The 15,196-nt window shown below is 49.8% G+C and carries 11 protein-coding genes; 8 read left to right on the top strand and 3 right to left on the bottom strand.

Going from position 1 to position 15,196, the window contains the following annotated elements:
• Positions 1–250 precede the first annotated feature (250 nt).
• From GCE9029_RS25725 to GCE9029_RS01250, 6 genes are all read left to right on the top strand, one after another.
• A complete protein-coding gene (locus GCE9029_RS25725; protein WP_082804241.1) occupies positions 251–586 on the top strand; it encodes a hypothetical protein in 336 nt (111 codons plus the stop codon).
• A gap of 149 nt (positions 587–735) precedes the next feature.
• Complete coding sequence (locus GCE9029_RS01230; RefSeq protein WP_062660687.1) at positions 736–2,151, top strand: PepSY-associated TM helix domain-containing protein; 1,416 nt, start codon at positions 736–738, stop codon at positions 2,149–2,151.
• 332 nt (positions 2,152–2,483) lie between these two features.
• Positions 2,484–3,593 (top strand): TRAP transporter substrate-binding protein, encoded by a 1,110-nt coding sequence (locus GCE9029_RS01235; RefSeq protein WP_062660688.1) that lies wholly within the window; start codon positions 2,484–2,486, stop codon positions 3,591–3,593.
• Positions 3,594–3,665: 72 nt separating this feature from the next.
• Positions 3,666–4,232 (top strand): TRAP transporter small permease subunit, encoded by a 567-nt coding sequence (locus GCE9029_RS01240; protein ID WP_062660689.1) that lies wholly within the window; start codon positions 3,666–3,668, stop codon positions 4,230–4,232.
• Positions 4,229–5,608, top strand: coding sequence for a TRAP transporter large permease (locus GCE9029_RS01245; protein ID WP_062660690.1), 1,380 nt, complete (start codon positions 4,229–4,231; stop codon positions 5,606–5,608). Before GCE9029_RS01240 ends, GCE9029_RS01245 begins: the two co-directional genes overlap by 4 nt.
• 150 nt (positions 5,609–5,758) lie before the next feature.
• Complete coding sequence (locus GCE9029_RS01250) at positions 5,759–6,367, top strand: LysE family translocator (RefSeq protein ID WP_197475337.1); 609 nt, start codon at positions 5,759–5,761, stop codon at positions 6,365–6,367.
• 12 nt (positions 6,368–6,379) lie between these two features.
• On the opposite strand, the gene GCE9029_RS01255 is transcribed toward GCE9029_RS01250, so the two are convergent.
• Positions 6,380–7,480 carry a response regulator gene (locus tag GCE9029_RS01255; protein ID WP_062660692.1) on the bottom strand — a complete coding sequence of 367 codons (1,101 nt, stop codon included), beginning with the start codon at positions 7,478–7,480 and terminating at the stop codon, positions 6,380–6,382.
• 275 nt (positions 7,481–7,755) lie between these two features.
• On the opposite strand from GCE9029_RS01255, the gene GCE9029_RS01260 reads away from it, so the two are divergent.
• Positions 7,756–10,539 (top strand): hybrid sensor histidine kinase/response regulator, encoded by a 2,784-nt coding sequence (locus GCE9029_RS01260; protein ID WP_062663080.1) that lies wholly within the window; start codon positions 7,756–7,758, stop codon positions 10,537–10,539.
• 72 nt (positions 10,540–10,611) lie between these two features.
• On the opposite strand, the gene pta is transcribed toward GCE9029_RS01260, so the two are convergent.
• Positions 10,612–12,759 carry a phosphate acetyltransferase gene (pta, locus tag GCE9029_RS01265; protein ID WP_062660693.1) on the bottom strand — a complete coding sequence of 716 codons (2,148 nt, stop codon included), beginning with the start codon at positions 12,757–12,759 and terminating at the stop codon, positions 10,612–10,614.
• Positions 12,760–12,918: 159 nt separating this feature from the next.
• On the bottom strand, positions 12,919–14,115 hold the full coding sequence (locus tag GCE9029_RS01270) for an acetate kinase (protein WP_002540979.1): 1,197 nt from the start codon (positions 14,113–14,115) through the stop codon (positions 12,919–12,921).
• Positions 14,116–14,725: 610 nt separating this feature from the next.
• Between GCE9029_RS01270 and yfbV the strand changes: the two genes are divergently transcribed.
• Positions 14,726–15,175 carry a terminus macrodomain insulation protein YfbV gene (gene yfbV / locus GCE9029_RS01275; protein ID WP_039850371.1) on the top strand — a complete coding sequence of 150 codons (450 nt, stop codon included), beginning with the start codon at positions 14,726–14,728 and terminating at the stop codon, positions 15,173–15,175.
• Positions 15,176–15,196: the final 21 nt, after the last annotated feature.

A 15,196-nucleotide genomic window follows, 5' to 3' on the forward strand; every position in this document is an offset into this window, starting at 1 on the left:
AGACGTCTAAACGTATATTGCAGGGCTAAGTGATTGATAAGGGATTTGAGAGTGGCTTGAGCTGGTAGGGAAGCAAAGACTATGAGATAGGAATACCCAAACTTTGCGGGTTTGTAACCTATTTTTTAACGTACCTCACATCAATCGCTCCCTTTTTGTACTGGCTCACTGCATCAATACACCTAGTGATATATATTGCGTCGTTTGTATTCACAGACGGGATGGGTATGTGAGGACGTCATTTAAACGAATGATGTTGTTGGCAAGCGCCTTAAGTTGGGTGCTGGTCTCACTGATGCCTGTGATAAATGCCCATGGCAGCAATGCTGGCGTCTGGGAAACACTCTGTACTATTAATGGCTTCAAGCTGGTTCAGGTTGAAGGGGAGGAAACCAGCGGTGAAGGAAAGCACCATGGAAAGCCTTGTCCGTTCAGCCACTTCTCTTTTAGTCATCACCTTACACTCACCACGACAGACACTCATACTCACGTAAAATTCGTGGGGAATCAGCACTACTCTTTATTGGCTCAAAGGGTAAGGTTTGAATCTCCCATCGCCCGTGCCCCACCTTTCTCAATCTCATAATCTCCAAGCTTTTATACATCGGCTTTTGATGAGGCTTGGAGTGTTCAAAAACAAAAACAATTAGGGCGCTAAGCCCACTGAGTAAAGTCATCTATAAAAATGCACTGCGTGTTTGCGGTGTGTTTGCTTATGAGAAAGGAAAACTAACCATGGTTAGTGAGAGCAAAACAGCGGCTGCGCCTGCCCAAAAAGCGCGATATTTCACTGCTTGGCGATGGCACTTCTATGCCGGACTTTTCGTTATTCCCTTTATGTTGATGCTGAGCGCTACCGGTCTTGTCATGCTGTTTGATGATGAGATTGAATCTGCCCGCTACGGAGACATGTTAACGGTCCAGGCCAGCGGACAAACGATGCAACCTTCTGAACAGCTCAATGCGGTTAACAAGGCGTTTCCAGAAGCAACGGTGACGCAATTTATTCCAGCGCGCACGGCAGATACTGTCAGCCGTTTTTCTATTCAATTGCCAAGCGGTGAAACCCGTTTTGCCTTAGTGAACCCTTATTCAGCGGAAGTCACGGGGACAATCGACCGCAGCGACAGTTGGTATGAACTGGCGAACAATATCCATGGCACTTTGTTGATTGGCGATTTAGGTGATCGGCTGATTGAGACCGCAGCAAGTTTTATGATTCTGCTTCTGGTGTCAGGGATTTACCTCTGGTGGCCGAAAGACGCGGCAAGCCGAGCCGGTTTTCTTAAGATTCGAACCGACAGCGGTTCGCGCCTTTTCATGCGGGATTTGCATGCCAATCTAGGTGGCGCGTTATCTGTGGTATTACTGCTGTTTGTATTGTCTGGTCTTGCCTGGGCAGGTATCTGGGGCGGAAAAATTGTTCAGCCTTGGGGAAGCTTCCCAGCTGAACGTTCTAAAAACGCGCCGGAATCAGTGATTACCCATAAGATGCTTAACCATGGCTCTGAAGAGGAAATGCCTTGGAACCTTGAGCAAACGCCAGTGCCAACCTCTCATCACGGTGGTCATGGCGCACCTGAACCCAACGTGGAGCGCAAGCACTCTGCGGATGTGAGCATCGATCAGGTTGTGACCATGGCTAAGGAAGTGGGTTTTACCCACTATAAGCTGAAGTTTCCGAAGTCGGATACTGGGGTATATACCTTGTCGGCGAACACCATGAGTGGGGATATCACCGACCCAACGCAAGACAGAACCATGCACATAGACCAATACAGTGGTGAAGTGTTAGCAGATATTACCTTTGCAGATTACAACTGGATGGCAAAAGCGATGGCTGCAGGCATTGCATTGCATCAGGGGGATATCAGCATCATCAATAAAGCGCTGAATGTATTTTTCTGTGTTGCCTTTATCGCCATATCTATCACAGGTGGTGTCATGTGGTGGAAGCGGCGCCCGAATGGTTCACGCAAACTGGGTGCGCCACCCGTTGTGGCAGGAAATGGTTTTTGGGTGGTTGGAGCGATAACCCTGATTGCAATCTGTTTGCTGTTCCCGCTTGCTGGCTTGTCAGTGGCTGCAATTTTATGCATCGATTGGCTTATCTTCCGACGCGTGCAGAGTTTGAAGCAAGCTTTCAGTTAACAAAATTGAGCCCCTGAGAATAGGGGCTTTTTTGTGCATTTTAAACAAGGTGAAAGCCCCAGAAACAGTGCGTGGTAGCACGCAATTAGGAGGCTACATAGGGAGTTATCTATCAGAAGGTTAAATAAAACCTGATCATTGTTTGACCGACTTCAAACTACCTTGTGATGAAGCTATTTGCCTAGGCTCATAATGAGTAAAGTTATTGCAACATCTCATTAACTGCATAGTTAGTGAGATAGCCACGGATTGAACAGGCAGCCTGCACCTATCTTTTGCAACTTTCCGCGTTGCCTGTTGTTACCGCCATTTCGAGCAAGGAGACTGAAATCATGTTGAAACGTCGTTCGTTCCTCGCCACCGCCGCAGTAGCACTCAGTGTGTTCATGGCCGGCTGTGGTGAGCAAAAGCAGGAAGCGGCAGCTGAAGCTGCACCCGCTGCGCAAGAAAAAGTAACCTGGAAAATGGTCACCACCTGGCCGAAGAACTTCCCTGGTTTGGGAACGGGCGCAAACAACCTTGCTGAGCTGATCACTGAAATGAGTGACGGTCGCCTGGAAGTAAAAGTGTACGGTGCCGGCGAACTGGTGGGTGCACTGGATGTGTTTGATGCAGTATCTCGTGGTACTGCCGAAATGGGTCATGGCGCTGGCTACTACTGGAAAGGTAAAGCGCCGGCAGGTCAATTTTTCGCAGCAGTACCATTTGGTCTGACCGCGCAGGAAATGAACGGCTGGATCTACAACGGTGGTGGTCTGGAACTGTGGGCGGAAGCTTACGAACCATTCGGCATCATCCCAATGCCAGCGGGTAACACTGGCGTACAAATGGGTGGTTGGTTCAACAAAGAAATCAACCAAATCAGTGACCTTGAAGGCCTGAAAATGCGTATCCCTGGTTTGGGCGGTGAGGTGCTGAAGCGTGTAGGCGGTACGCCTGTACTGCTGCCGGGCGGCGAAATCTTCCCATCTCTGCAATCTGGCGCGATTGACGCGACTGAGTGGGTAGGTCCATACAACGATTTGGCATTTGGTCTGCACAAAGCGGCGAAATACTACTACTACCCAGGATGGCACGAGCCAGGTACAACGCTGGAAGCGCTGATCAACAAGCAAGCATTCGAGAAGCTGCCTAAAGATCTGCAATCTATCGTTCTGGCGGCAACACGTGTAGCGAATGCCGACATGCTGGCTGAGTTCACTGCGCGCAACAACGCAGCGCTGGAAAGCCTGGTGAACGAGCACAAAGTAGAGCTCCGTCCGTACCCACAAGAAGTACTGACTCAACTGCAAGCAGTAGCTGATGAAGTGGTTGCTGAGCAGGCAGAAGTGGATGAAATCAGTAAGAAGGTTTACGACTCTTACAAATCATTCCGCGATCAGGCAATTGACTGGCATGCCATTTCTGAGCAAGCCATGCTGAACGCCCGTAATCCGCAATAATGTTGAACAGGCAGTGCCCCGGGCACTGCCTTTTTCAATACCCTCATAAAAACAAAAAGTAAGAGTTGTTGTATGGAAACCGCTTCTCCTTTTCTGATTTCCCTGATCAAAAGGATCAATCGATTCAGTGATTGGACGGGTCGCTTCGTTTCCTGGTTCGTGTTGGCAATTGTGCTTATCACCTTCGTGGTGGTTGTGATGCGTTATGTGTTTAACACGGGCTCAGTGTTTATGCAGGAGTCCGTTCTCTATTTTCATAATTACGTGATTATGCTTGGCGCAGCTTACGCGCTGTTGAAAGGTGCTCACGTACGCGTGGATATTTTCTATCGCCCAATGAGTGAAAAGAAAAAAGCCTTGGTTGACCTGTTTGGCTTTCTCTTTTTACTGCTACCAACCTGTGTGTTTATCTTTTATATCGCGTGGGATTATGTCTCCGCTTCGTGGGCTATTATGGAAGGCTCGCAGGAAGCAGGTGGTGTAGACGCACGTTATATCTTTAAAACCAGTATATTGCTGATGCCCGCGCTAGTGATCCTGCAGGGTATCGCGGAGTCATTGAGAGCCGTGTTAACCCTTACCGGCCACCAAGACTTGGCTAAGCAATTAGAAGATCACGATGAGGAGCACGCACTATGACCGAGTTCCTCGCACTGTTTCTATTCTTGTTTACCTTCGGCGTATTGCTGGTGGGTTATCCGGTGGCGTTTTCGCTAGGTGGCTCTGCATTGTTGTTTGCCTTCATTGGTTCGGCAACGGGAGCGTTTGACCCAGCTTTCCTTGAAGCTATTCCTAACCGTATCTCTGGCACGCTCTCCAATGAGCTGCTGGTGGCAATCCCGCTGTTCGTCTTTATGGGCGTGATGCTGGAGAAATCCAAAATCGCAGAAGACTTGCTCGATACCATGGGGCAGGTGTTTGGCGGCTTAGCGGGTGGATTGGGTATTTCGGTGACCATCGTCGGTATGCTGTTGGCAGCGAGTACCGGTATCGTTGGTGCGACCGTGGTAACCATGGGTTTGCTGTCTCTGCCTTCTATGATGAAGCGCGGCTATTGTCCTCGTATCGCGACGGGCACGATTTGTGCCTCAGGTACCTTGGGGCAGATCATCCCTCCATCTATCGTACTTGTACTGCTGGGAGATGTGATTTCCTCGGCATATCAGCAGGCGCAGCTTGATCAGGGTATTTACTCTCCGGAGAGTGTCACTGTTGGTGACTTGTTCCTCGGCGCGCTAATACCCGGCTTTGTGCTGGTGGGGCTGTACATTGTGTACTTGATTGGCGTTGCGATTTTCCAACCGCATCGAGTGCCGCCTATTCCAGAAGAAGATCGTAAGGTCAGCAAAGAGCTTTTTGTTCAGGTGTTGACCGTACTGATCCCGCCTGTGATGCTGATTGTATTGGTTCTTGGCTCAATTCTGACAGGGGTTGCAACACCCACAGAGGCGGCCTCTGTAGGTTCCGTTGGTGCAATTGTCCTTGCGGCCAGCAAGCGCATGTTTAACATCGCAATACTAAAAGAAGTCATGCGCACCACCACAGAAGTCACCGCTATGGTCTTTATGATCCTGATTGGTGCATCGCTGTTTGCGCTGGTGTTCCGTGGTTTTGGCGGTGACGATATTGTTCGCGACTTCCTCACCAGCTTGCCGGGTGGTGTGTTTGGCGCGATGCTTTTAGTTATGCTGGTGTTGTTCCTGCTGGGCTTCTTCCTGGACTTCATCGAAATCACCTTCGTGGTGATCCCGATTGTTGCGCCGATACTTCTGACCATGGGCGTTGACCCGGTATGGCTTGGCATCATGATTGCCCTTAACTTGCAGACGTCATTCCTGACACCGCCATTTGGTTTCTCGTTGTTCTACCTGCGTGGTGTAGCACCGGACTCCATTTCAACCATGGATATCTATCGTGGTGTGATGCCGTTTATAGCTATTCAGATTCTGGTGTTGATGATGCTGGCTTACTGGCCGTCACTGGCCACCTGGCTGCCGGATTTGGTTTACGGCTAAAAGTGAATCCCACAGTTTTAAAGGCCTCCAGAATCGGAGGCCTTTTTGTCTCAGCAATACCGCTTGACGCTAACCAAGACTCGGTTTCTACTACGCTTCTTTATGCTTGTTATGTCCGGAGATTAAGTGGCATCTGCAGTTGATATCGCCATGTTAGCGGTGTTTATTCCAACATTCTTTTTTGTATCGGTAACGCCCGGTATGTGCATGACCCTGGCAATGACGCTAGGCATGAGCATTGGTGTGCGCCGCAGCCTTCACATGATGTGGGGTGAGCTGATTGGTGTAGGTTTGGTCTCGCTGGCATCTGTTGCTGGTGTGGCGGCGATCATGCTCAATTACCCAGAGTTGTTTGCGATTCTGAAGTATCTGGGTGGCGCATATCTGTTTTACCTTGGTGTTCAGATGTGGCTATCTAAAGGGAAAATGGCAATTCCTCAGGACTTCACGTCAAACTCGGATACGTCTCCGCTGACTCTAGCGATGCAAGGCTTCGTGACTGCCATTGCCAACCCGAAAGGCTGGGCATTTATGATTTCGCTGTTGCCACCGTTTATTAACCCTTCACTTGCGTTGCCACCTCAGCTATCGGTGCTTATTGGAATCATCTTACTGACGGAGTTTGGTTGCCTGCTGCTTTATGCATCTGGTGGCCGTACGCTGCGTCACTTCCTGCAAAAAAGCGGTAATGTGCGAATGATGAACCGCATCGCGGGCTCATTGATGATGGGCGTAGGCGTTTGGTTGGCTGTGGGCTGATTATCCCGGTGGTCAGTCTTTGTAAGTCTCTGCGATCTTTATGAAGTCTGTTTGCATTTCAAACATGATATCGACTAACAGAGGGTCGAAGTGCGATCCTCTGCCTTCCCGAATAATGTCAAACGCTTCGTCATTGGTCATCGCTGCTTTATAAACACGTTTGCTGACCAAGGCGTCAAACACATCGGCGACAGCCATTAAACGTGCGCTGAGTGGGATATCTTCGCCTGACAACCCTTGTGGGTAGCCTGAACCATCCCACTTCTCATGGTGACCGTAAGCGATTTCCTTCGCCGCACTCAGGAACGGATAGTGCGCGCCGACTTCCTCTTCGGCTTTCACAATGGCGTCATAACCCAGCTTGGCGTGGGTTTTCATGATGTCGAACTCTTCGGCTGTCAGTTTGCCGGGTTTCAGCAAGATGGCGTCTGGAATACCCACTTTACCAATGTCATGAAGCGGCGCGGTTTTGAACACCATGGTGATGTATTCTGGCGTGACAATGTCAGGATATTTGCCACGCAGATAGAGTTGGTCTGCTATGATTTTCACATAGTACTGGGTGCGGACGATGTGATTACCGGTTTCCTGATCACGCGTCTCAGCAAGGCTTGCTAGCGCATTGATCGTCACATCCTGAATGACGCTAAGTTCCTCAACCCTGCGCTGAACTTCAGCCTCCAGAAATTCGTTTTGATCATGCAGAAAATCTTTCGATGCTTTGTTTTCAAGGTGGATACGAATGCGCGCCATAGTGATGGGCGGACTCAATGGTTTCTTGATGTAATCTGCCGCGCCGACAGAAAATCCGAACTCCTGGTCTTCGGCTTTTGATTTGGAAGTCAGGAAGATAACCGGAATATCGCCACCGCCTTTTTTGGCCTTGATCTGGCGACACACTTCGTAGCCGTCCATGCCCGGCATGACGACATCTAACAAAATTAAGTCGATGGAAAATTTTTCAACGATGGCAAGTGCGGTTTGGCCATTGGTAGCTGCTTTTACCTCGTAATCCTCTTTGAGCATTTCACTCACGAAGACAAGGTTCTCGGGAGTATCATCGACGACCAATATGGTTGCGCGCTTCTTTGAGTTGTTTTCCGGTGACACCATTAACGGGTTCCTGAATCACTTTCCACTTATTCAATCCTAGGTCTACTCTTAATAATGTTCCAATTGTGAGTCACATTATTTTAATTGAGACATGCAGTTACAGAGCGCCGAGGTGTGAAAGTAAAAGCACCTGTTTCGCGCCACATACGAGCAGACCAAAACCTATGAACAAAAGCAGTTTTTTGGGCGTAGAAGCGTTCAGCGGAAAGCTTTTCTCAGGACTTATCGCAAAGGCGGGCGGCGTGTTGAACACAGCACAAGCCCGCGCTTTCATTATGGCGGCTTCTACACTCTTGCCAAATTCCCTGAGGGCGGAAGAAGAGCATGGCTACTTGTCTTCTACCTCTCTGCCGCCAACTGGAGACGGAGTGAGCCTGTTGCCCCTTCTTACGGGCATTGTCCTCATACTCTTAGTGATTCTGGTCCGTGGGGCTGTCACCATCAAAGGCCTTCAAGCGCAAATAAAAGATCAACGGCAGCTAATCCGGCAGACAGAGAAAGACCTTTCTATCGCTAAACGTTCAGCGCGCGTGGCACATCAGGCGAAGAGAGACTTCCTGTCGAACATGTCCCACGAGCTCAGAACGCCTCTGAATGCGATTCTGGGAATGTCCCAACTTGCGATGGACAGTGGTCTTGAAGGGAAGCAGCAGCGCTATATTAAAAGGGTGATCAGTTCAGCAAATTCACTGCTTGATGCAGTGAATGACGTACTTGATTTCACCAATGTTAAAGCCGGAAACCTCCATATCGAATGGGTAGAGTGCAACCTGGAAACGATTCTGACGCCCGTTGCCGATGCATTAGGCGAACGCGCGCAGGAAAAGGATGTGCTGTTTTGCGTCAACCTTGATATGGCAATACCGAAAATTATCGATGCCGATTCGGTGCGTCTGACTCAAGTGCTGATGGCGCTGGGTGATAATGCTGTAAAATTCACTGAGGAAGGAGAAGTTACTCTCTCGGTGACGCTTGAGTCCTGTCGCGAATCTGACGTGAAAATCCGCTTTACCATCCGTGATACAGGCATCGGTATCCGCCGCAAAGAACTGGATTCGCTGTTTCAACCTTTCTCCCAGTCAGATACATCAACGTCGCGCGAGCATGGCGGTCGGGGCCTTGGGTTAACCCTTGCACGCGAATTGGTTTCGCTTATGGGGGGCGAGCTTCAGGCGGATAGTCGACTGGGTGATGGCAGTGTGTTCTCGTTCACCTTACCGTGTCAGTCAGGCCTTCGCGAAACGTCGAGACTCGGCGGAGCTTGGGCGAGGGCGTTGACCGCCAAGAGTGTCTTGATCGTGTCGCCAAATGCCACCCTGCGAAACAACATGAAAGAGCCTTTGGTTTTTGCGGGCGCAAATGTCAGCCAATGCCGTGATGTGAATGACATCGAACACAGCAAACATAGCATCGAACGAGGTGCCTACGAGCATGTGGTGGTAGATTGGGATTCCATCACGCCGGATATGAAATCCAGCATTTCGACCATTTTCAACAGCCTGTCGCGGGAGCAGTCTGTGCTTCTTCTGTGTGGGAAAAAACACTGTCTGGATATCCCGGATGCCAGACCGAACTTTGCCTTCAATTGGACCACCATGCCGGTGCTCCCTTCTAAATTTATGCGTGCTCTGACCGAAGAAGTACGCAAGATCAAACCCATAAAAAATGGGCGCTCTGAGTTACCAGAGCTAGAACTGGAAGACATCCCGGAAGAAGAAATCGCCATCATGGATAAGGTGGTGCTGCTGGTTGAAGATAACCTTATCAATCAGGAAGTCGCGCTGGGAGCTATGGAAACCCTGCCAGTGAGCGTGCTGGTGGCAGATAACGGTGCAGAAGCCATCGATATGGTGAAAGAGCATCATGTCGATATCATCCTGATGGACATGCAAATGCCAGTGGTCGACGGGGTAACGGCTACTCGGACTATTCGTCAGGAACTCGGCATGAAGTCCTTGCCAATACTTGCTATGACGGCGAATACCGACGCCCACGATGTGGCTGCTTGTCGCGAAGCTGGCATGAATGAGCATTTGGCGAAACCGATTAACTTTGAGTTGCTTCGTGCAAAGCTGATTGAATGGCTATCAAAAGATGCATCGGAAGAAGCGAAATCTGAGACACAGATTGAACAGACTGTGGTTCCATCACTTGCAGAACCAGAACCAGAACCAGAACCAGAACCAGAACCAGAACCAGAACCAGAACCAGAACCAGAACCAGAACCAGAACCAGAACCAGAACCAGAACCAGAACCAGAACCAGAAAAAGCCGAAGACACCACGGAAGTAGCGGCAGAGGCGGAAGAGGCAGATATTGAAACGACGACGGAAGTGGTCGATACCGTTGCCGAAACACCGGAATCAAAAGGGGAATCAACCGTTGATGCAGAAGCTGAGGACGCTGAACGGACCCGAAGGAGAGTCAACATGGAATACGACGATACAATGTTTGATCTGATGGTTGATAACGTACCCGGCATCAATCTTGGAGAAGGCGTGCAGCGATTAGGTGGCAACAAAGCCAAATACCTTAAAATTCTGTCGCTGTTTCTCACATCCCAGCAATCGGCAATGGAGCAATTGCTATCCGATGCTGACAACAGTGAGAAAGCCATTCTCGCACATTCCTGTAAAGGGGCAGGAAGTAATATTGGCGCGGATGAAATCGCCAAAATAGCTTCTGGGCTGGAGGATAAATATAACGCAGGCGAAGTCGTCACTGAAGCTGAAGTGAATGAGCTGAAAGACCTTATCACCGCGGCCATAGATAAGTTTGATGAAATCGCGTTGAGTGCCGCTTCGGTGGAAGTCGAGCCTGCCGTGCAGGAAGAAATTAAGCCACTGGATGCGTACCTTGTAGAACAAATCAATGCATTGCAGACTAGCCTGCAAGAGTTTGATATTGGTGTGCAGGATAAGCTTTCTTCGCTCTCGAAGGATCTTCCACAGTGGTGTAATCAACTCGACGAATTTAAACGCTTGCAAGAGTCTATCAATCAGTTCGACTTCCTGACTGCAGAGGAACATCTCAAGGCGCTGAAGAAGAAAACGGGATAAACATCTGTCAGCCCAAGGGAAACAAAAAAGCCGACGCGATTGCGTCGGCTTTTCTTCTAGAAGTCAGAGAGCTTATTCAGTTGCTGCTTCTGCATCTTCCGCTTGTTTTGCCTGAATCGCAGTCAGTGCAACGGTGTAAACGATATCGTCTACCAGTGCACCACGAGACAGGTCGTTAACAGGCTTGCGCATGCCTTGCAGCATTGGACCGATTGAAACCAGATCCGCTGAACGCTGTACCGCTTTGTAAGTGGTGTTACCGGTGTTCAGGTCTGGGAATACGAATACGGTCGCTTTACCTGCTACTGGAGAGTTTGGCGCTTTAGAAGCAGCCACGTTTTCCATGATAGCGGCGTCGTACTGCAGAGGGCCGTCGATCATAAGATCAGGACGTTTCTGCTGGGCAATCAGCGTTGCTTCACGTACTTTCTCAACGTCTGCACCCTGACCAGAAGTACCGGTAGAGTAAGAGATCATTGCTACGCGAGGCTCGATGCCGAATGCCGCTGCAGAATCTGCAGACTGAATAGCGATTTCAGCCAGTTGCTCAGCGTTTGGATCTGGGTTGATCGCACAGTCACCGTAAACCAGAACCTGGTCAGGCAGCAGCATGAAGAACACAGAAGACACCAAAGATGCGCTTGGCGCAGTTTTGATGATTTGCAGCGGTGGACGGATGGTGTTTGCTGTGGTGTGAACCGCACCAGATACCAGACCGTGTACTTCGTTCGCTTCCAACATCATAGTACCCAGTACTACGGTGTCTTCCAGTTGCTCACGCGCTACAACTTCGGTCATGCCTTTGTTCTTACGCAGCTCAACCAGACGTGCAACGTACTGCTCACGAACCGCTTCTGGGTCGATGATAGTTACACCAGAACCCAGAACCACGCCTTGCTGGTCAGCAACACGCTTGATTTCTTCTGGGTTACCCAGCAGCACACATTCCGCAATTTTACGCTCAGCACAGATGGCTGCCGCTTTAACGGTACGTGGCTCGTCACCTTCTGGCAGAACGATACGCTTAGCCGCTTTACGAGCCAGCTCAGTCAGCTGGTAACGGAATGCTGGTGGGCTCAGGCGACGTGCACGTGCAGCGCCTTCAGACAGAGACTCAATCCAGTTGCCGTCAACGTGTGCTGCAACGTGGTTTTGAACGAACTCTACACGCTCTTTATCGTCAGCTGGAACTTCCAGGCTGAAGCTTTGCAGGTTCAGAGACGTCTGCCAGGTGTTACCCGCAGTGGTGAACACTGGCAGGCCAGCTTGGAATGCGCGCTCGCATAGACCGTTCAGCTGTTCTGGGATGCTGTAACCGCCAGTCAGCAGCAGGGCACCGATTTCCAGACCATTCATCGCTGCCAGACACGCTGCAACGATAACGTCAGGACGGTCAGCAGAAGTCACCAGCAGAGAGCCTGCGCGGAAGTGTTCAACCATGTTAGGGATTGAACGCGCACAGAAAGTGATGCTCTTGATACGACGGGTGTTGATTTCACCTTCGTTGATAATTTCTGCATTCAGGTGCTTCGCCAGATCGCTCGCACGTGTTGCAATCAGATCGATGCTCCAAGGCACACAACCCAGAACGCGGATTGGGCTGGAGTTAAAGATCTCCATCACTTCAACATTGCTGCTTTTCGCTGCATTGTTGTCGTCGAAGATGTCAGACAGATCAGGACGGGTACGACCTTGCTCATCAACCGGTGCGCCGTGTTTGTTGATCACAACGCCTGCGATGTTTGAATTCTTGCTACCACCGAAGTTAGATACAGCAACTTCAATGCGCTCTTTCAGTTGCGCAGGGTTGTCAGTACCCGGAGTGGTGATGAACACGATTTCCGCATCCAGCGTTTTCGCGATTTCGTAGTTAACCTGGTTCGCGAAAGGATGGTTACGGGTAGGTACCAGACCTTCAATCAGCGCCACTTCTGCTTCAGCAGTTGCTTCTTTAAAGCGGGCGATGATTTCTTCCATCAGCACGTCAGTCTGATCGGTACGGATCAGCGCTTCAGCGTTTGCCATGGTCAGCGGCTCTGCCACTTTCATGTCGCTGTTTGCTTCGATGATGGTTGTTGTCAGGTCAGGCTGGTTATCGCCATGGCGAGGCTGGGCGATAGGCTTGAAAAATGAGACGCGAAGGCCCTTTTGTTCCATCGCACGCAGTACGCCCAGGCTAACGCTGGTCAGACCGACACCTGTGCCGATTGGAATGAGCATAATAGTACGGGACACGCTTGATTCCTCTTTACTATGTAGGGAGCAAAACCCACAGACGCGGGTTTTGTTAATAATTCAATTTGGCAGATAGTCAGATAACTTTGCCAAATTGAAACGGCTGACCACATTGATCAGCCGCATGTTTGCATCAAATGGCGATTAGATTTCAGCCAGACGTGCAGTGTCTTGTGCGATAACCAGCTCTTCGTTGGTAGAGATAACCATTGCTGGAACACGGCTGCTATCAGTAGTGATAACGCCTTCGCCGCCGAAGCGAGCTTTCAGGTTGCGCTCTTGGTCAACTTCAACACCCAGCAGAGCCAGACGGTTCAGAACCAGCTCACGGATTGGGCCAGAGTTCTCACCGATACCGCCAGTGAACACGATCGCGTCCAGACGGCCGTCCAGGCATGCAGTGTAGCTAGCAACGTATTTCGCCAGACGGTGACAGAACACGTCCATTGCGCGAGTTGCTTCTTCTTTCGCGCCGTAGTTGTCTTCAACGAAACGGCAGTCAGAAGTCACTTCGGTCAGACCCATCAGGCCAGACTCTTTGGTCAGCATGCTGTTGATTTGCTCAACGCTGTAACCCAGTGCATCGTGCAGGTGGAAGATGATTGCTGGATCCAGGTCACCTGAACGGGTACCCATTACCAGACCTTCAAGAGGAGTCATACCCATAGAAGTGTCTACAGATTTACCGTTCTTGATTGCACACACAGATGCGCCGTTACCCAGGTGACAGTTGATGATGTTCAGTTCTTCAACTGGCTTATCAAGCTGTGCAGCTGCTTCTTGAGCGATGAAGTAGTGGGAAGTACCGTGCATGCCGTAACGACGGATACCGTGCTCTTTGTACAGCTTGTATGGCAGCGCGTACAGGAACGCTTCTTCAGGCATAGTCTGGTGGAACGCAGTGTCGAATACCGCTACGTTTTTCAGAGTAGGGAATGCTGCTTTCGCCGCTTCAATACCTACCAGGTGCGCAGGGTTGTGAAGAGGTGCGAAGCTAGAAGCATCTTCGATACCTTTCAGTACTGAATCACAGATCAGTGCAGACTTAGTGAACTGCTCGCCGCCGTGAACAACACGGTGACCGATTGCGCCCAGGTTTTCAGCCAGTTCTGGTTTAGAAGCCAGAATGGTTTCAACGATGAAGCTCAGTGCTTCTTTGTGTGCAGCACCTTCGCCCAGTTGAGCTTCGTGTTTGCCGTCCAATTTCCACTTAATGCGTGCTTCTGGCAGGTGCAGACATTCAGCCAGACCTGACAGGTGCTCATCACCTGATTGTGCGTCGATGATTGCGAATTTCAGCGAAGAGCTGCCGCAGTTAAGAACAAGAACCAGCTTAGACATTTGAGACTACCTATTCGTGTAAAGTAGATGGTGTTTACTAATCGGAGAAGGATAGTTGATTAACGTCACACTAACCGTCCCAGAAAAACTTTTAGCAAAATTTGTCGCGGAATAGATACATCGCTCATCAGTCCTTTGATAGATACCCACTGAGCCGCGCCCATCCTTGTTTTGCGTCACATGACTGGCCAATTCGATTTTCTGTCACATCAGTGATTGATGTTCGAAGAATTCACGTATTGAACCTTATGACTCAACAAGGTTTGAGCTTCGAGGTGTGACTGCTTCACTTTCTGAAACAGTTTTTTGCCACACCGGTCAACATATCCGGGTACGCAACGAAAAACGCCAGACAGATTGTCCTACAGGCCCACCATCTTTGGTGATTTGTTGCGCTGCCGGTCATCCATTTGGCGTTTCAGTGGTTGCGAGATAATCAAATCCGAGCAACAATTGATTTAGGTCGGCTAAGTCTAGCGATACTTGCGCCAGATAACAAAAATTTTTGAGTCTTAATTGATTTGAATTAATGTTTATCAACTTTATTTTAAAGCTTGCAGCAAGTTTTTAGCCGATGATACAGAGACATCGCTTGAGAGGTATGCGCCATATGAGTAATAAATCAATGTGGAACGCGTTCCGTGATGGTCAGAAGTACATGACGGAATGGCCGGTTCGAAAAGAGCTGGCACCTATGTTCCCGGAAAACAGAGTAATCCGTGCAACCCAGTTTGCGATTAAAGTGATGCCTGCTGTTGCCGTCATCAGCGTTTTGATGCAAATGGCCTTCAATAACTACTCAGGTTTGCCGCAAGCCATGATCATGGCTTTGTTTGCACTGAGTTTGCCGCTACAAGGTATGTGGTGGCTGGGGAAACGCCGCGAAACACAACTGCCTCCTGCGCTGGCAGGTTGGTATCGCGAATTGCATGAGAAGATTGTCAGCGAAGGTGGGGCCGTGCAGCCAATGAAAAGCCGCCCACGGTACAAAGAGCTGGCTCAAACCCTGAACCGCGCATTTAAACAGCTAGATAAGTCCTCGCTGGAACGCTGGTTCTAACTTTGCCCGAAAGAAAAAACG

It is taken from the genome of Grimontia celer (assembly GCF_900055185.1).
GTDB lineage: Bacteria > Pseudomonadota > Gammaproteobacteria > Enterobacterales > Vibrionaceae > Enterovibrio > Enterovibrio celer.